14 protein-coding genes are annotated in these 18376 nt (G+C 71.3%); 11 read left to right on the top strand and 3 right to left on the bottom strand.

Translation table 11 applies throughout. The features are described from left to right. Positions 1 to 16 precede the first annotated feature (16 nt). The 7 genes from OG514_RS21755 (at position 17) to OG514_RS21785 (ending at position 8194) form a co-directional block, all read left to right on the top strand. Complete coding sequence (locus tag OG514_RS21755; RefSeq protein WP_266897238.1) at positions 17 to 1264, top strand: PotD/PotF family extracellular solute-binding protein; 1248 nt, start codon at positions 17 to 19, stop codon at positions 1262 to 1264. Between the two features lie 46 nt (positions 1265 to 1310). Continuing rightward, positions 1311 to 2480 carry an ABC transporter ATP-binding protein gene (locus OG514_RS21760; RefSeq protein WP_266897240.1) on the top strand — a complete coding sequence of 390 codons (1170 nt, stop codon included), beginning with the start codon at positions 1311 to 1313 and terminating at the stop codon, positions 2478 to 2480. Continuing rightward, positions 2477 to 3406: an ABC transporter permease gene (locus tag OG514_RS21765; protein WP_266897242.1), complete on the top strand. Its 930-nt coding sequence runs from the start codon at positions 2477 to 2479 to the stop codon at positions 3404 to 3406. The genes OG514_RS21760 and OG514_RS21765 overlap by 4 nt, the downstream gene beginning before the upstream one ends. Beyond that, positions 3406 to 4200, top strand: coding sequence for an ABC transporter permease (locus tag OG514_RS21770; RefSeq protein WP_266897244.1), 795 nt, complete (start codon positions 3406 to 3408; stop codon positions 4198 to 4200). Before OG514_RS21765 ends, OG514_RS21770 begins: the two co-directional genes overlap by 1 nt. A 36-nt stretch (positions 4201 to 4236) precedes the next feature. Beyond that, the gene (locus OG514_RS21775; protein ID WP_266897246.1) at positions 4237 to 5655 is read left to right on the top strand and encodes an FAD-binding oxidoreductase; all 1419 of its coding nucleotides are present in this window, start codon (positions 4237 to 4239) and stop codon (positions 5653 to 5655) included. A 129-nt stretch (positions 5656 to 5784) separates the two neighbouring features. Further along, positions 5785 to 6255 (top strand): hypothetical protein, encoded by a 471-nt coding sequence (locus OG514_RS21780; protein WP_266897248.1) that lies wholly within the window; start codon positions 5785 to 5787, stop codon positions 6253 to 6255. An 88-nt stretch (positions 6256 to 6343) separates the two neighbouring features. After that, complete coding sequence (locus OG514_RS21785; protein WP_266900920.1) at positions 6344 to 8194, top strand: chitinase; 1851 nt, start codon at positions 6344 to 6346, stop codon at positions 8192 to 8194. A 105-nt stretch (positions 8195 to 8299) separates the two neighbouring features. On the opposite strand, the gene OG514_RS21790 is transcribed toward OG514_RS21785, so the two are convergent. Both OG514_RS21790 and gabT read right to left on the bottom strand, forming a co-directional pair. Next, positions 8300 to 9070 (bottom strand): phosphatase PAP2 family protein, encoded by a 771-nt coding sequence (locus OG514_RS21790; protein ID WP_266897250.1) that lies wholly within the window; start codon positions 9068 to 9070, stop codon positions 8300 to 8302. Positions 9071 to 9245: 175 nt separating this feature from the next. Further along, positions 9246 to 10580, bottom strand: a complete 1335-nt coding sequence (gene gabT / locus OG514_RS21795) for a 4-aminobutyrate--2-oxoglutarate transaminase (protein WP_266897252.1) — start codon at positions 10578 to 10580, stop codon at positions 9246 to 9248. 645 nt (positions 10581 to 11225) lie between these two features. On the opposite strand from gabT, the gene OG514_RS21800 reads away from it, so the two are divergent. Both OG514_RS21800 and OG514_RS21805 read left to right on the top strand, forming a co-directional pair. Continuing rightward, on the top strand, positions 11226 to 13304 hold the full coding sequence (locus OG514_RS21800) for an ATP/GTP-binding protein (protein WP_323181662.1): 2079 nt from the start codon (positions 11226 to 11228) through the stop codon (positions 13302 to 13304). Positions 13305 to 13494: 190 nt separating this feature from the next. After that, positions 13495 to 15048: a PucR family transcriptional regulator gene (locus OG514_RS21805; RefSeq protein WP_266897256.1), complete on the top strand. Its 1554-nt coding sequence runs from the start codon at positions 13495 to 13497 to the stop codon at positions 15046 to 15048. 226 nt (positions 15049 to 15274) lie between these two features. On the opposite strand, the gene OG514_RS21810 is transcribed toward OG514_RS21805, so the two are convergent. Then, positions 15275 to 15487 (bottom strand): hypothetical protein, encoded by a 213-nt coding sequence (locus OG514_RS21810; protein ID WP_266897258.1) that lies wholly within the window; start codon positions 15485 to 15487, stop codon positions 15275 to 15277. 188 nt (positions 15488 to 15675) lie between these two features. Between OG514_RS21810 and OG514_RS21815 the strand changes: the two genes are divergently transcribed. Both OG514_RS21815 and OG514_RS21820 read left to right on the top strand, forming a co-directional pair. Next, positions 15676 to 16659 carry an EamA family transporter gene (locus tag OG514_RS21815; protein WP_266897260.1) on the top strand — a complete coding sequence of 328 codons (984 nt, stop codon included), beginning with the start codon at positions 15676 to 15678 and terminating at the stop codon, positions 16657 to 16659. A 197-nt stretch (positions 16660 to 16856) separates the two neighbouring features. After that, positions 16857 to 18302, top strand: a complete 1446-nt coding sequence (locus OG514_RS21820) for an aldehyde dehydrogenase family protein (RefSeq protein WP_266897262.1) — start codon at positions 16857 to 16859, stop codon at positions 18300 to 18302. The last annotated feature ends 74 nt before the right edge of the window (positions 18303 to 18376 follow it).

The raw sequence follows: 18376 nt of genomic DNA on the forward strand, positions 1-18376 counted from the left end.
CGAAAGGGCACAGCGCATGGAGCAGTACGAGCCCGACAGCCTGTCCGCCGCGCAGACGGCGGCGATACGCCGCAGTCTGACCAGTGGCCGGGGCGCCCTCACCCGCCGTTCGATGCTGCGCGCGGGCGGTGTCGGCGCGCTCACCGTCGGCGGCCTCGCGTCGTTGAGCGCCTGTGGCATCCCGCCGGCCAAGCGGGAGGGCCAGGGGCCCGCCTCCACCGACGTGTCGGCCAAGGAGAAGAGCGTCGCCTTCTCCAACTGGACCGAGTACATGGACGTCAGCGAGGACGAGAAGTCCCGCCCGACCCTGGAGGCGTTCGCGAAGCGCACCGGGATCAAGGTCAAGTACACCGAGGACATCAACGACAACGTCGAGTTCTTCGGCAAGATCAAGCCGCAGCTCGCGGCCGGCCAGGACACCGGCCGCGACCTGATCTGCGTCACCGACTGGCTCGCCGCCCGGCTGATCCGGCTCGGCTGGGCCCAGAAGCTCGACCCGGCCAACCTCCCCAACGCGTACGCGAACCTGTCCGCACAGTTCCGCCGCCCCGACTGGGACCCGGGCCGGTCCTACTCGTACCCGTGGACCGGTATCTCCACGGTCATCGCGTACAACGTCAAGGCGACCGGCGGAAAGAAGGTCGACTCGGTCACCCAGCTCCTGGACGACCCCTCGCTCAAGGGCCGGGTCGGCTTCCTCACCGAGATGCGCGACTCCGTCGGCATGACCCTGCTCGACCTCGGCAAGGACCCGGGCGACTTCACCGACGCCGACTACGACGCGGCGATCGGACGCCTCCAGAAGGGCGTCGACAAGAAGCAGATCCGCCGCTTCACCGGCAACGACTACACCTCCGACCTGGACAAGGGCGACATAGCCGCCTGTCTCGCCTGGGCCGGCGACATCATCCAGCTCCAGGCGGACAACCCGGACATCAAGTTCTCCATTCCGTCCGCCGGTTACATCACCTCCAGCGACAACCTGCTCGTCCCCGCCCAGGCCCGGCACAAGACCAACGCCGAGAAGCTCATCGACTACTACTACGAGCTTCCCGTCGCCGCCCAGCTCGCCGCGTACATCAACTACGTGTGCCCCGTCGACGGGGTGAAGGACGAGCTGGCCAAGATCGACCCCGACCTCGCGAACAACACGCTGATCCTCCCGGACAAGGCCATGGCCAAGAAGTCGCACGCCTTCCGCTCGCTCACCAGCGCGGAGGAGACGGCGTACGAGGAGAAGTTCGCCAAGCTCATCGGCGCCTGAGGCCCCCGTCGTCCACCTCTCTCTCACTCCCCTGGGACCACAACCCATGACTGACAAGACTGCTCACACTGGAAAGAACGCGGGCGGCGGCGACGTCCGTCTCACCGGGATCAGCAAGACGTACGGCTCCTTCACCGCCGTCCACCCGCTCGACCTGACCGTCCCTCAGGGCTCCTTCTTCGCCCTCCTCGGCGCCTCCGGCTGCGGCAAGACCACCACCCTGCGGATGATCGCCGGCCTGGAGGACCCCAGCACCGGCACCGTCTTCCTCGGCGACAAGGACGTCACCGACCTCCCGCCGTACAAGCGGCCGGTCAACACCGTCTTCCAGTCCTACGCGCTCTTCCCGCACATGGACATCACCGAGAACATCGCCTTCGGCCTGCGCCGCCGCGGCATCAAGTCGGTGAAGAAGCAGGTCGACGACATGCTGGAGCTCGTCCAGCTCGGCGACAAGGCCCGGCACAAGCCGCACCAGCTCTCCGGCGGCCAGCAGCAGCGCGTCGCCGTCGCCCGCGCCCTCATCAACCACCCGCAGGTGCTGCTCCTCGACGAGCCGCTCGGCGCCCTCGACCTCAAGCTGCGCCGCCAGATGCAGCTGGAGCTCAAGCGGATCCAGACCGAGGTCGGCATCACCTTCGTCCACGTCACCCACGACCAGGAGGAGGCCATGACGATGGCCGACCAGGTCGCGGTGATGAACGGCGGCCGCGTCGAGCAGCTCGGCAACCCGGCGGACCTGTACGAGAACCCGCAGACCACGTTCGTCGCCAACTTCCTCGGCACCTCCAACCTCATCGAGGCCGAAGTCCTGGAGACCGGTTCCGACGTGCTCGTCACGGCGGGCGGCGGCAAGCTCCGCGTCCCCGGCGACCGCTGTACCTCCGCCGTCCGCCAGGGCGGCAAGGTGCTCGTGGGCGTACGCCCCGAGAAGATCTCGCTCGCGCACGCCGACGACGCGGGCTCGATAGCCGACGGCCGCAACCGGGTGACCGGCCGGATCGTCGACTCCTCCTTCATCGGCGTCTCCACCCAGTACGTGGTGAACTCGCCGGCGGGCGCGGAGCTCCAGGTGTACGAGCAGAACATCGAGCGCGACACCCGCCTGGTCCCCGGCGCGGAGGTCGTCCTGCACTGGAACCCGGCGCACACCTTCGGGCTGGACGCCGCCCAGGACATCGACGCGGGCGTGGAGACGGTGGAGGACGCCGGATGAGCACTCCCACGCTGACGAAGGAAGCGCCTCCGATAGCGGAACCGGTTCTGCGCAAGCCTTCGACCCGCAAGCGGCTCGTCCCGTACCTGCTGCTGCTCCCCGGCATCATCTGGCTGCTCGTCTTCTTCGCGCTGCCGATGGTCTACCAGGCCTCGACCTCCGTCCAGGAGGGCAGCCTGGAAGCGGGCTTCAAGGTCACCTGGCACTTCCAGACCTATGTGGACGCCTTCACGGAGTACTGGCCGCAGCTCCTGCGCTCGGTGCTGTACTCGGGCACCGCGACCCTGCTCTGCCTGCTGCTCGGCTACCCGCTCGCGTACCTCATCGCCTTCAAGGCGGGCCGCTGGCGCAACCTGCTCCTCGTCCTCGTCATCGCGCCCTTCTTCACCAGCTTCCTCATCAGGACGCTCGCGTGGAAGACGATCCTGGCCGACGACAGCATCGTCGTGGACCTGCTGAACGCCCTGCACGTCCTCGACGTGACCAGCTGGCTCGGCTGGACCGACGGCGAGCGGGTGCTCGCCACCCCCATGGCGGTGGTCTGCGGTCTCACGTACAACTACCTGCCGTTCATGATCCTGCCCCTCTACACCTCCCTGGAGCGGATCGACGGCCGGCTGCACGAGGCCGCGCAGGACCTCTACGCGTCCCCGTCCACCACCTTCCGCAAGGTGACCTTCCCGCTGTCGATGCCCGGCGTCGTCTCCGGCACGCTGCTCACCTTCATCCCGGCGAGCGGCGACTACGTCAACGCCGAACTGCTCGGCTCGACCGACACCAAGATGATCGGAAACGTCATCCAGTCGCAGTTCCTCCGCGTCCTCGACTACCCGACGGCGGCCGCGCTCTCCTTCATCCTCATGGCGATCGTCCTGGTGATCGTCAGCCTCTACATCCGCAAGGCGGGAACGGAGGACCTGGTCTGATGCGCTGGCTCCGAAAGAACCTCGTCGTCCTGGCGGGCCTGTTCACGCTCGCCTACATGATCGTCCCGAACGTCGTGGTCATGGTGTTCTCGTTCAACAAGCCGAACGGGCGCTTCAACTACTCCTGGCAGCGGTTCTCGCTCGACGCCTGGAAGGACCCCTGCGGCGTCGCCGACATGTGCGAGTCGCTCTCGCTCTCGCTCCAGCTCGCCGCCTGGGCGACGATCGGCGCGGTCGTCCTCGGCACGATGATCGCCTTCGCGCTGGTCCGCTACCGCTTCCGGGCGCGCGGCGCGATCAACTCGCTGATCTTCCTGCCGATGGCGATGCCCGAGGTCGTCATGGCCGCCTCGCTGCTCACCCTCTTCCTCAACATGGGGATCGAGCTGGGCTTCTGGACGGTCCTGATCGCCCACATCATGTTCTGTCTGTCGTTCGTCGTGACGGCGGTCAAGGCCCGGGTCATGTCGATGGACCCGCGTCTGGAGGAAGCCGCGCGCGATCTCTACGCGGGACCGACGCAGACCTTCCTGCGCGTGACCCTGCCGATCGCGGCCCCCGGCATCGCCGCCGGCGCCCTGCTGGCCTTCGCGCTCTCGTTCGACGACTTCATCATCACCAACTTCAACGCGGGCTCCACCGTCACCTTCCCCATGTTCGTCTGGGGCTCGGCGCAGCGCGGAACCCCCGTTCAGATCAACGTCATCGGCACCGCGATGTTCGTCCTCGCGGTACTGATGGTCGTGGCCGGGCAGATCATCGCGAACCGGCGCAAGAAGACAGCAACAGCCTGAGCGAAGGCCGCTCAGGCACCGAAGGAGTTGGAAACCATGGCCCCAGTCGCCATGCGTCTCGCTGCACAATCTCTCTCCGACGCCCAGCCCGTCCCCTTCTGGCTGGAAGACCCCGGCAAGCCCGGCGCCCTGCCCGCCCTCACCGGCACCGAGAAGTGCGATCTCCTCGTGGTCGGCGGCGGTTACAGCGGACTGTGGACCGCGCTCCTCGCCAAGGAGCGCGACCCCGCCCGGGATGTCGTACTGATCGAAGGCCGCGAGGTGGGCTGGGCCGCCTCGGGCCGCAACGGAGGCTTCTGTGCCGCCTCCCTCACGCACGGCTTCGGCAACGGGCTCGCCCGCTGGCCGGGCGAGCTCCCGAAGCTGGAGGAGCTCGGCGAGCGCAACCTCGACGGCATCGAGGAGGCGGTCGCCCGCTACTCCCTGGACTGCGACTTCGAGCGCACCGGCGAGATCGACGTGGCCACCGAGCCGTACCAGGTCGACGAACTCCACGAGATGTACGAGGAGATCGACCGGCTCGGTCTCGCGGACGGTCTCGAACTCCTCGACCGGGACGCGGTCCGCGCCGAGGTCGACTCGCCGACCTTCCTCGGCGGCCTCTGGGACCGCCGCGGCGTCGCCATGCTCAACCCCGCCAAGCTGGCCTGGGGCCTGAAGCGCGCCTGCCAGGACCTGGGCGTCCGGATCTTCGAGAACACCCCGGGGCTCGAACTGGTCTCCGTCGGCGCCGGCATGGGCGTGCGCACCCCGTACGGCAAGGTCCTCGCCCGCCGGGTCGCCCTCGGCACCAACGTCTTCCCGTCGCTCGTCAAGCGCGTCCGCTCGTACACCGTCCCGGTCTACGACTACGCCCTGATGACCGAGCCGCTCAGCCCCGAGCAGCTCGCCTCCGTCGGCTGGAAGAACCGGCAGGGACTCGGCGACTCCGCCAACCAGTTCCACTACTTCCGGATCACCGCCGACCACCGCATCCTCTGGGGCGGCTACGACGCGATCTACCCCTTCGGCGGCAAGATCAGCGCCGAGATGGACCACCGCCCGGAGACGTACCTCAAGCTCGCCGAGCACTTCTTCCGCTGCTTCCCGCAGCTGGAGGGGCTGCGCTTCAGCCACGCCTGGGGCGGCGCGATCGACACCTGCTCCCGCTTCTCGGCCTTCTTCGGTACGGCGTACCAGGGCAGGGTGGCGTACGCGGCCGGCTTCACCGGCCTCGGCGTCGGCGCCACCCGCTTCGGCGGGGACGTGATGCTCGACCTGCTCGCGGGGGAGCGCACCGAGCGCACGGAGCTGGAGATGGTCCGCCGCAAGCCGCTGCCGTTCCCGCCCGAGCCGGTCGCCTGGGCCGGAATCGGCATCACCAAGTGGGCGATGGCGCGCGCCGACGAGAACGGCGGCCGCCGCAATCTGTGGCTGAAGGCGATGGACCGGATGGGCCTCGGCTTCGACAGCTGAGCCCTCTTCCCACTCCCCTCTCCTGTGACCTACATCACAACTGATCAGTAGCTGAAACCGCGTAAGAGTCGCCGACCGAATCGCTCTCTCCGTACGGACAGCGTGTCCACACGGAAGGAGACCGCTGCGATGACTGGTACGGGGGCCTCGGGCGCCAAGAGTGCGGTGGAGTGGCTGGTTTCGGTCGCACCCGATCCCGACGCCTGCCGGTGGGAGTGGGAGCGCAACCCGCACGGGGTCGCGCTGCTGCCCGCCGGCAGGCGCTGGGACGTCCTGATCCTGCCGGCGGAACTCGGCTACCCCACGCTCGATGTGCTGACCCGCCTGGTGGACCGGCCGGGCCCGGTCCTCGCCGACTTCGGCGACGCCCGGATGGGTTTCTTCGTCCCGCCGGGCACCGCGACCCGCTGGCTGGGCACCGGAGTCCGCGGCGCGGGCGCCGGGACCTGGATCGTCGTCCCCTACCCGGGCCGGGCCGCCGGCGGGGTGCGCTGGCTGGTGGCGCCGGACGGCGCGGGCACCCTCACCGACGCGGCGCTCCTGGAGATGGCGATGCACGAGGCGGCGGGGCAGATCGGCCGGGCGGGAGGAGGGGCATAGAGGGTGTGGTCCGTACGGTGGGCGGACCGGCCCGTCCGCCGTGCGGACGTCGTATACAGAGGTCTTGACCACTCGATTGGTCTGGACCATGCTGTGGCGCGCTCCCACCTCGATTCCCCCACCCCCGGAGGCAGTTGTGGACCGCGCCAGACCTCTCACCCTGCTCCTCGCGGGCGTCCTAGCCGCCGGAGGGCTCGCCGCACTCGGCCCCGCCGCCCAGGCGGCCGACGCCGAACTCGCCCGCAATGGAGGCTTCGAGGCCGGCCTCGACGGCTGGACCTGCACCGCCGGCAGCGGCGCCGTCGTCTCCACCCCCACCCACAGCGGTACGAAGGCGCTCCAGGCGACCCCCGCCGGCAGCGACAACGCCCGCTGCTCCCAGACCGTCGCCGTCAAGCCCAACTCCTCGTACACGCTCAGCGGTTGGGTGCGCGGCAGCTACGTCTACCTCGGCGCCTCCGGCACGGGCACCACCGACGTCTCCACCTGGACCGGCTCCGCGCCCGACTGGCAGCGGCTCGCGACCACGTTCACGACGGGCGCCTCGACCACCTCGGTCACCCTCTACACCCACGGCTGGTACGGCACCCCCGCCTACCAGGCCGACGACCTCTCCCTCTTCGGCCCCGGCGGCGACCCGGTGCAGCTCCCGGCCGCCCCCACCGGCCTCGCGGCGGGCTCCCCGACCTCCACCACCGTGCCACTGACCTGGTCCGCGGTCTCCGGCGCCACCTCGTACAACGTCTACCGGGGCACCACCAAGGTCCAGACGGTCACCGGCACCTCGGCCACCGTCACCGGACTCACCGCCTCCACCGCGTACACCTTCCAGGTCAGCGCCGTGAACAGCGCGGGCGAGTCGCCGAAGTCGGCCACCGTGAGCGCGACGACGACCAGCGGCGGCGGGGGCGGCAACCCCGGCCTGCCCGCGCACGCCCTCGTCGGCTACCTCCACGCCAGCTTCGCCAACGGCTCCGGCTACACCCGGATGGCCGACGTCCCCGCCTCCTGGGACGTCATCAACCTCGCCTTCGGCGAGCCGACCTCGGTGACCTCCGGCGACATCCGCTTCAGCCTCTGCCCGGCGACGGAATGTCCGAACGTCGAGTCGGTCGCCGACTTCAAGGCGGCCATCAAGGCCAAGCAGGCCGCCGGCAAGAAGGTCCTGATCTCCATCGGCGGCCAGAACGGCCAGGTGCAGCTCTCCACCACCGCCGCCCGTGACATGTTCGTCTCCTCCGTCTCGAAGATCATCGACGAGTACGGTCTCGACGGCCTCGACATCGACTTCGAGGGCCACTCGCTGTCGCTCCAGACCGGCGACACCGACTTCCGGAATCCGACGAGCCCCGTCGTCGTCAACCTGATCCAGGCGGTCAAGACCCTCAAGGCCAAGTACGGCCAGAACTTCGTCCTGACGATGGCCCCGGAGACCTTCTTCGTCCAACTCGGCTACCAGTACTACGGCTCCGGCCCCTGGGGTGGCCAGGACCCGCGCGCCGGCGCCTACCTGCCGGTCATCCACGCCCTGCGCGACGACCTCACCCTGCTGCACGTCCAGGACTACAACTCGGGCTCCATCATGGGCCTGGACAACCAGTACCACTCGATGGGCGGCGCCGACTTCCACATCGCGATGACCGACATGCTGCTCACCGGCTTCCCGGTCGCGGGCAACACCGACCGCGTCTTCCCGGCCCTCCGCCCCGACCAGGTCGCGATCGGCCTCCCGGCCTCCACCCAGGCGGGCAACGGCCACACGACCCCGGCCGAGGTCAACAAGGCCCTGGACTGCCTGACGAAGAAGACCAACTGCGGCACTTACCAGACCCACGGCACCTGGCCCGCCCTGCGGGGCCTGATGACCTGGTCGATCAACTGGGACCGCTACAACCAGTGGCAGTTCTCGAACAACTTCGACGCCTACAGCTGGAGCTGACGGTCTGCGCGTTCCAGGCACCCCCTGGGACACGACCTCGCGCGACGACCTGCCGCGCCGAACAGAGCCGGGCCGGAACCCCTCAGGGGTTCCGGCCCGGCGCCGTCACAGAGGACCGTCGGAGTCGGGACGCGGGGGAAGCCGGTCCGGCCCGCGCCGCGCCGCAAGGGCGGGCCAGGTCATCAGGGGAACGCACAGGGCGAGCGAGGCCAGCACGTCCAGCGGCCAGTGGAAGCCGCGCAGGATCAGCCCGGCTCCCGTCAGCGCCGTCAGGAGGGCGGCGACCGGGATCAGCCGGTTCGAGACGAGGAAGGCGGCACCGAAGTACGCGACCGCCGCCGTGGCCGTGTGGCCCGAGGGGTAGTAGCCGTGGGCCCAGGGCTCCAGCGGGCCGGGGCGGGCCGTCCACTCCTTCAGGGGCACCACCAGGAGCGGTACGAGCGCCATCGCGAGGCCCGCGTACAGGGCGGCGATCCTTCGGCCGCGCCACACCGCGTACGCCATCGCGCAGGCGAGGACGGGGAGGGCGACGGTCATGTTGCCGAGGTCGGAGGCGAGTTCGGAGAGGGACCGGGGGACCGAGTCCACCACGGCCCGGGACACCCGCTCGTCGAGCCTGGCCAAGGGGCCGTGGACGAGCACCTGCCAGGTCACGACGACGAGGGCGACGAGCGCCGAGAAGAGAGCCGGCCGCCCTGGAACAGGGGGGGTGGTTCCAGGGCGGCCGAGGGGATCGGATCGCCGCACGCCCCGGGGGGTGTGGGGCGGGCGGCCGTCCGATCGGTGAGGAGTTCCGGAGCACGAGGCTCCAGGGGTGTGCGCGACGGCACGGTGTGGGCGGGGCTGGGGAGGCTCCGCCCGGGGTGTTTCTCTCATCTGCAGAAACCGTACGTCAGAGAAGGGGGGACCGACAGCAGGAAACGCGTCCCGCCATCGGCCCCCCACAGAGTCTTCACACGGGGTGTCAGATCGCCGATCGGATCCGGGATCTGCGATCGGATCTCGGATCCAGATTCGTGATCCGTGATCCGTGATCGGATCCGATCTCGGATCAGATCTGGGCGAACGCGCTCTCGAGGACGTCGAGGCCCTCGTTGAGCAGGTCGTCGCCGATGACCAGCGGCGGCAGGAAGCGCAGCACGTTGCCGTAGGTGCCACAGGTCAGGACCAGCACGCCCTCGGCGTGGCAGGCCTTCGCGAGCGCGCCCGCGGCCTCCGGGTTCGGCTCCTTGGTCGCGCGGTCCTTGACCAGCTCGATGGCGATCATGGCGCCGCGGCCGCGGATGTCACCGATGGCGTCGAACTTCTCGGCCATCGCCGTCAGGCGGGCCTTCATGACGGACTCGATGTTCTTCGCCTTGGCGTTGAGGTCGAGCTCCTTCATGGTCTCGATGGAGCCGAGCGCGCCGGCGCAGGCCACCGGGTTGCCGCCGTAGGTGCCGCCCAGACCGCCGCCGTGGACGGAGTCCATGATCTCGGCGCGGCCGGTGACGGCGGCGAGCGGCAGACCGCCCGCGATGCCCTTGGCGGTGGTGATGAGGTCCGGGACGATGCCCTCGTCCTCGCACGCGAACCACTGGCCGGTACGGCAGAAGCCGGACTGGATCTCGTCGGCGACGAAGACGATGCCGTTGTCGTTGGCGAACTTCACGATCGCCGGCAGGAAGCCCTTGGCCGGCTCGATGAAGCCGCCCTCGCCGAGGACCGGCTCGATGATGATCGCGGCGACGTTGTCGGCGCCGATCTGCTTGGTGATGTTGTCGATCGCCTGGGCGGCGGCCTCGGGGCCGCAGTTCTCGGCACCGGTGGGCCAGCGGTAGCCGTAGGCCACCGGCACGCGGTAGACCTCGGGGGCGAACGGACCGAAGCCCTGCTTGTACGGCATGTTCTTCGACGTCAGCGCCATCGTGAGGTTCGTACGGCCGTGGTAGCCGTGGTCGAAGACGACGACGGCCTGGCGCTTGGTGTACGAGCGGGCGATCTTGACGGCGTTCTCGACGGCCTCGGCGCCGGAGTTGAACAGCGCGGACTTCTTGGCGTGGTCGCCCGGGGTCAGCTCGGCGAGCGCCTCGCAGACCTCCACGTAACCCTCGTACGGCGTCACCATGAAACAGGTGTGGGTGAAGTCCTGCAGCTGCGCGGAGGCGCGGCGCACGACGGCCTCGGCGGAGGCGCCGACCGAGGTCACGGCGATGCCGGAACCGAAGTCGATCAGACGGTTGCCGTCGACGTCCTCGATGATGCCGCCACCGGCCCGCTTCGTGAAGACGGGGAGCGTGGAGCCCACGCCACCGGCGACCGTGTCGAGACGGCGGGCCTGAAGCTCCTGCGACTTCGGACCGGGGATGGCGGTGACGATGCGCCGCTCCTGCGGGACAGCGTTCATGCGGGGCTCCTGGGGGTGTTCTGGACGCACTTGCGGGTTTCCTCCGCAGGCTAGGCGCGGGGGAGGGGCGGAGGCATGCGCCGATCGGGAGTGGTGGGGGGTGTGTCGTTGTCCGAGATGGACATGGGGCCCCGGTTGTGGTGCCTGGGGCGGGCGGGGCGGGTCCGTTTCCCCGCCCCTGGGCAGCCTCTCCGTGTATGTCCGCAGGTGCACGGGCACACGGGTGGGTGAAACCCCTCCGGGGCGTCCCCGGGCCACTAGATTGACGGTGGCACAGAGACGGCGACCTGGCTGGTCAGGGGGCAGGGGTTCATGGAGACCGACGGCACGTACGAGTCACGCGACACGCGGGGGAGCGCGGTCCCGCGGCCGGCGGGTCCGCCCGTGCCGCCCGCGTCGCCGCCTCAGGGGCCGCACCCCGTGCCGCACACCCGGCAGACAGGCCAGGCGCCCCAGGCCGGACAAGCGGGTCGGGCCGGGGCCGGTCCACGGCCGGCCGCGGACCGGCCGGCCGTCCCGCAACCGCCCGCGCAGGCGCCCACCAGGCTCGGGGTCGCCGAGTGGCTCCGGATCCCCCGCCCTGCCGCCGCCCCCGGCGTCTGGCGGCTAGGGCACCGTGAGCGGCCCGAGCAGGCACCGGACGTCGTGCCCGGCCGTCAGCTGATCACCGGCGCGTTGATCGCGTACCTCTGCGGCTGGTTGCTGTGGTCGCTGCTGTGGAACGGCTATCTGGAGGGAGGATGGATCTTCGTCGACAAGTGGTGGCAGCTGCCGATGCTGTGGCTCGTGCCCACCGACTGGCGGAACCAGGACAGCCCCGACTTCGAGATGTACATCGCCGCGCAGTACCTCTGGTACGCCGTCCTCCTTGTCCTGTTCGCCGTCGGCTTCGGCCGCGCCGGCAACTGGCGGGAGGTCTGGCAGCGCTACGGCGTTCCCGTGTGGCCCCTGTTCGTGCTCCTGCCGGGAGTCTGGCGCGAGATGCCCCGCACGGCCGAGTGGCCTTGGCTCACCTGGGCCTCCAACCTCTATTACGTGCTCCTCATTGCCGCCGTCGTCGCGGCCGTCGGCCGGGTCGGCGCCTGGCCCCCCGTGCGGCGACGCTTCGGAACCGGGGGCTCCACGGCCGCCGTTACGCCCCCGTCACCTCGCCCCGCCGCCGACCCCGCCGAGTGGCCCGAGCTGCGCGACGCCGGTCTGAGCGAGACCGCCGCCCAGCTTGCCGAGGCCACCCGCCAAGGCGTGCTCGGGGACGTCGACTACGCCCGGATCCGCCGTGCGTGGCAGGGCGTACGGACGCGGCCGGAGCGGCTCGCCGCCTTCACCGAGGCCGTACGCAGCCGGGGCGCCGCGGCCTGCGGCCATCCCTCGGGTCTGCGTGACCTTCCCGTCCGTACCGCCACCCACGACCTGGCCACCGAGCAGGTGCTCATCGGGACGGTCGCCGACCACCCCCGCAATCCTTACGTCCGCCGCACCACGGGTGTCGCCCTGGAACCGGGGCTTCTCGGGACCTCCTTGCTCGCGGTCGGGCCGGCAGGGGCGGGGAAGACGGTGCGGCTCGTGCGCCCCGTCGTCGAGTCGCTCTGCCTCCAGGCCCTCGCCAACCGGGCCGTCGTCGTGGCCGTCACCGCCCATGGTGCTTCGGTCGGCCCTGACGGGGCCTTCGACGTGGTCGTCTCCGTCGGGCGACCCGAGTCCACCCACGACCTCGACCTGTACGGCGGGGCCGACGACCCCGACGAAGCCGCCCGGATCCTCGCCGAAGGGCTCGTCGGAGATCTGGTCGCCGACAGCCGTCGGGCCGCCACCGCGCTTGCGCAGCTGATCGGTCCGTTCCTGGCGGCGTACGGCCGATTCCCCGGCGTGCCCGAGCTGCGCGAGCTGCTCGGCGGGACGCCCGAGGCGCTCGCCGCGCTGCGCGAAGCCGTCGCCGGAGACCCCGCCCAACTGCGTGAGCTCGACGCCCGGCAGCGTCAGGCGGACCGCGGCGACGAGGTCGGCGTCCTGCTTGCCGAGCGCATCGCGTTCCTCGACCGGCCCGCCTTCGCCCACTTCTTCCGACCGGAGCACTCCGAAGACGCGAAGCCGCAGTTCTCCCTCCGCGCCGTCGAGCACCCCCTCCGCGTCCGGGTCGACCTCCCCGAGCGCGGCCACGCCGAAGCCTCCCGGATCGTCTCCCGGCTGCTGCTCGCCCAGTTCGCCGAGGCGGCCCTCGCCCGCCGCGACCGTTCCCTCTTCGCCTGCCTGGTCCTCGACGACGCCACGTACACCGTCACCGGCGAATCCGTACGGGCCGTCCAGCGGCTGCGCTCCGCCAACGCCGGCGTCGTCCTCGCCCTGCGCAGCCTGGAGGACGTCCCCGAGGCGCTGCGTGAGCCGCTGCTCGGGGCGGTCGGCTGCCGGATGGCTTTCGCCGGGGTCGCGCCCTGGGACGGAGGACGGTTCGCGGAGACCTGGGGCACCGAATGGGTGCAGACCCGGGACGTCACCAATCGCCAGATCATCTCCGACGAGCCGCTCACCAAGGCCCTGCACTTCATGCGGCGCCTCGTGACCGGCAAGGCGACGACGGCCGAGGCCGTCACCGTACGGGAGGTGGAGCGGCAGCGATGGTCGGCCTCCGACCTCGCCCACGACGTCCCCGCCGGGCATGCCGTGCTGTCCCTCACCCATGTGCGGGGCGAGCACACGCCACCCCTGCTGGTGGATCTGCGGAGCTGAGGCAGCCGGGAGCACAGGGGGAAGGCGGCCGGGAGCCGGATCGGATCCGGTCGGGCCCGGGGTCGCGCGCGGCGCGGAGCCGGGGTTGCGTGCGGCGCGGAGCCGGAGCGGGCATCGGCTTGCCCTGGCACAATCGGGGTCGCCGCTCGGCTGGGCGGCGACCCCTCGCTCAAAGGTCCGACGGTCCCCAATGCCGCCCACCCTCGCCTCGCTCGTCCAGCACTCCTCGCTGAAGCTCGTCGTCCGGGCCGGTGAGGACCGCCTGGACACCCCTGTCCGCTGGGCGCACGTCAGCGAGCTCGCCGACCCCGTCCCGTACATGGAGGGCGGCGAACTCCTCCTCACCACCGCGCTCACCCTCGACGCCGAGGACCTGGAGGCGATGCGCCGTTACGTGCGGCGGCTGCTCGGCGCCGGTGTCGTCGGGCTCGGCTTCGCCGTGGGCGTCAACTACGAGGAGATCCCGCCGGCCCTGCTCGAAGCGGCCCGCGAGGAGCATCTGCCCCTCCTCGAAGTGCCCCGCCGGACCCCCTTCCTCGCCATCAGCAAGGCCGTGTCCGCGGCCATCTCCGCCGACCAGTACCGGGCCGTCACCGCCGGTTTCGAGGCACAGCGCGAGCTGACCCGCGCCGCGCTCGCCGAGGGCCCCGAGGCCGTCGTCGCCCGGCTCGCCGCGCACGTCGACGGCTGGGCCGCCCTCTACGACACCGCCGGCACCGTCGTCGCCGCCTCACCCGACTGGGCGGCACGCCGGGCCGCCCGCCTCACCCCCGACGTGGAGCGGCTGCGCGACCGGCCCGCACCCGCCAGCGCCGTCGTCGGCGGTACGGACGACCGCGTCGAACTCCAGTCGCTCGGCTCCGGACGCCGGGTCCGTGGCGCCCTCGCGGTCGGTACCGGCGCGCCCCTCGGGACGGCCGAGCGGTACGCCGTGCACTCGGCGATCGCCCTGCTCACCCTCACGACGGAGCGTTCCCGTTCGCTGCAGGCCGCCGAACAGCGGCTCGGCGAGGCGGTCCTGAAGATGATGCTCGCGGGCCAGCCGGACCACGCGCGCGCGGTGGCCGGCGATGTGTACGGCGGGCTCCTCGACGCCCCCTTCCGGCTGCTCGTCGCGGAACCCGCCGGCGGCGACCCGACCGGCGAACCGGCGCTGCACGTGCTCGCCGAGGCTCTGGAGTCGGCGGCCGCACGGGCGGGCGAGGCGGTGCTCACCGTCCCCGAGAGCGAGCAGCGGCTCGTCGTCCTCGCCGGGGACGCGGGCGCGGTCGTCGCCGCCTGCGAGGGGTACGCGGAACGGGACGCGGAGGAGTCCGGCGTCACCATCGGCCTCTCGGCCCCCGCCGGACCGATCACGGCCGCCGCGGCGTACAAGCAGGCGGAACAGGCGCTCTCGGTGGCCAGGCGGCGGGGCAAGGCGCTGGTCGAGCACGAGGACCTCGCGGCGGGCTCGGTCCTGCCGCTCCTCGCCGACGACGCCGTCCGCGCCTTCGCCGACGGGATGCTGCGCGCGCTGCGGGACCACGACGCGACGGGCCGCGGCGACCTGGTCGCCTCCCTGCGCGCCTGGCTCTCCCGGCACGGCCAGTGGGACGCGGCCGCGGCCGACCTGGGCGTCCACCGGCACACCCTGCGCTACCGGATGCGGCGCGTGGAGGAGATCCTCGGCCGCTCCCTCGACGACCCGGACGTACGCATGGAGCTGTGGCTGGCGCTGAAGGCGACGGGGGAGGGCACGGAGTAGGAGACGGGGCAGGGCGGGGCGGTCCGGGTCCCCTCCCCGTGGTGGGGGTGCCGTGGTGCGGGGCCAGGACATCAAGGGCCTTCGGACCCCCGGCCTCCGGACCCCCGGCCTTCGGACCCCCGGCCTTCGGACCCCCGGCCTCCGGACCCCCGGCCTCCGGATCTCCCTGGGCCTCCGCCCCCGGCCTCCGGACCTCCGGCCCCCGGCCCCCAGCCCCTTCGGCCCGTCAGCCGTCCGCGCTCGCGCCCCCGTCGCCGCTGTAGTTGTTGTTGTTCGACCCCAGGCCGCGTCGCCGGTTGCTGCGCACCACGCTTCCGGCCGCCAGGGTCACGGCGGCGACCCCGCGGACCCACCGGGGCCCGCCCCGCGCGGCCCAGACCACGCAGACGCACCCTCCGACGGCGAGCACCAGGACGCCGATCAAGGCGAGCAGGACCATGTGTTTCCCCCTACCTGTCGTCTACTTCTTCCGCTGCTTTCCCCAGGGGACGACTGCTTCCCCCACGGGTCGGGACATCCTGCCATTCCCCCTGAACGGCCTCCACACGCCCGCCCATCCGCCCCCGCCTGCCCGAATGCGGGCAATTTTCTTGGTCATCGGGCCCCTGACTCCTTACTCTCCTGCTCATGACAAGCCCCGCCGTCGATCCGGCCCCCGAGGCGCCCCCGGCCACCACCGAGCCCCGTACCGAGATTCCCGCCGCCACTCCCGCCGTTCCAGTCCGTCGGATCACCGGGGCCGTGTGGGCCGCGCTCGGCATCGTGTACGTCGTCTGGGGCTCCACGTACCTCGGCATCCGGATCGTCGTCGAGACGATGCCGCCGTTCCTCTCCTCGGGCGCCCGCTTCGTCACCGCCGGTCTGCTCCTCGCCGGGATCATCGCCTGGCGCCAGGGGCCCGCCGCCCTCAAGGTCAACCGCCGGCAGCTCGGTTCGGCCGTGCTCGTCGGTCTGCTCCTGATCCCCGGCGGCAACGGCCTCGTCGTCCTCGCCGAGACCTCCATACCCTCCGGCCTGGCCGCCCTGCTGATCTCCGTCGTCCCGGCCTGGGTCGTCGTCATGAAGGCCGCGACCGGCCAGCGGCCGAGCGTCGGCGGGGTCGCCGGTGTGCTTCTGGGGCTCGCGGGCCTCGCCGTGCTGACCCTGCCGGGTCTCAGCGGTGACGTGAAGGTCGTCGGGGTCGTCCTCGTCGTGGTCGCGACCTTGATGTGGTCAATCGGTTCGTTCTCCTCCGCGCGTCTCCCGATGCCCGCGAACCCCTTCACGGCCAGTGCGTACGAGATGGTCGTGGGCGGTCTCGTCGGCGTGGCCATCGGCCTGTTCCGGGGCGAGCAGCACGGTCTCGACCTGGCGGAGATCTCGACCCGTTCCTGGGCCGCGCTCGCCTATCTGATCGTCTTCGGCTCGCTGCTGGCCTTCACGGCGTACGCCTGGCTCCTCCAGGCCGCACCGCTCTCGCTCGTCGCCACCTACGCGTACGTGAACCCCGTCGTCGCGGTCGCCCTCGGCGCCCTCGTCCTCAACGAGGCCCTGTCGTGGCCCATCGTCCTCGGCGGCGCGATCGTCGTCGGCGGAGTCTGTCTGATCGTCTCCACGGAGCGGCGCGGATGATCACCGCCCGCCGGCCTGACCGGGTTTCATCGACCCCGGGCCTCCTGATACGCGACTACCGGCCCTGCTTCGGCCAATTCGGACAGCGGTCCGGACCCATCACTCCACACCGGACAAGCCCACCCTCGCCGCCTCGGCCCTAACGTGTCACGAGAGCAATCGCTCGCACCCCCCGATACGGAAAGGGCCGGGACGCAATGACGACCACCCACGCCTTCTGGCTCGCCGGCCGCGAGGCCACCGGCGAGGCCACCTTCGACGTCACGAACTCCTTCGACGGGCGTCTGGTCGGCAAGGTCAGCGTGCCCACCGAGGCCCAGGTCGAGGAGGCCGTCGCCGCCGCGCACGCCGTCGTCGACGAGTTCGCCGCGACCCCGGCGCACGTCCGTGCCGCCGCCCTCGACCACGTGTCGAAGCGGCTCGCCGAGCGCACCGAGGAGATCGCCCTGCTGATCTCCGCCGAGAACGGCAAGCCCATCAAGTGGGCCCGCGGCGAGGTCGGCCGTGCCGTCTCCGTCTTCCGTTTCGCCGCCGAGGAGGCCCGCCGCTGGAACTCCGGCGAGGCCCAGCGCCTGGACACCGAGGCCGGCGGCGCGGGCCGCCTCGCCCTCACCCGCCGTATCCCCAAGGGCGTCGTCCTCGGCATCGCGCCGTTCAACTTCCCGCTGAACCTCAGCGCCCACAAGGTCGCTCCGGCCATCGCCGTCGGCGCCCCGATCATCCTCAAGCCGGCCCCGTCGACGCCGATCTCCTCCCTGATCCTGGGCGAGATCCTGGCCGAGACCGACCTGCCGGCCGGCTCCTGGTCGATCCTGACCGTGCCGAACGACCGCATGCCCGCCCTCGTCCAGGACGAGCGCCTCCCGGTCATCTCCTTCACCGGCTCCGACACGGTCGGCTACGCCATCCAGCAGTCGGTGCCGCACAAGCACTGCACCCTGGAGCTCGGCGGCAACGCCGCGGCCGTGGTCCTCCCCGACTGGTCCTCCGAGGAGGACCTGGACTGGGCGGCGAGCCGTATCGCCACCTTCTCCAACTACCAGGGCGGCCAGTCCTGCATCTCCGTCCAGCGCGTGATCGTCGACTCCTCCGTCCACGACCGCCTGCTGCCGAAGATCGTCGCCGCCGTCGAGGCCCAGGTCACCGGTGACCCGTCCGACGCCGCCACCGACGTCGGCCCGCTGGTCGACGAGGCCGCCGCGAAGCGCGTCGAGTCCTGGGTGGACGAGGCCGTCGCCGCCGGCGCCAAGCTCCTCGCGGGCGGCAAGCGCGAGGGTGCGACCTACGCCCCGACCGTGCTCGCCGAGCTTCCGGCGGACGTCACCCTGGCCCGCGCCGAGGTCTTCGGCCCGGTCCTGACGATCGCCAAGGTCGACGGTGAGGCCGAGGCCTTCGCCGCGGTCAACGACTCCGACTTCGGCCTCCAGGCCGGTGTCTTCACCCACGACCTGCAGGCCGCCTTCCGCGCCCACCGCGCCCTGGAGGTCGGCGGCGTGATCGTCGGCGACGTCCCCTCGTACCGCGCCGACCAGATGCCGTACGGCGGCGCCAAGCGCTCCGGCGTCGGCCGCGAGGGCGTCAAGTTCGCGATGGACGACTACACCTACGAGCGTGTCCTCGTCCTGACGGGCCTCGCCCTCTAAGGCGCCTTCCGAGGCCCTCCGGGGCGCGCCCTCCGAAGCCTTCCCCGAGGTGCCCTCCGAGGCGTACGCCTCAC

This window comes from Streptomyces sp. NBC_00572, assembly GCF_026341815.1.
GTDB lineage: Bacteria > Actinomycetota > Actinomycetes > Streptomycetales > Streptomycetaceae > Streptomyces.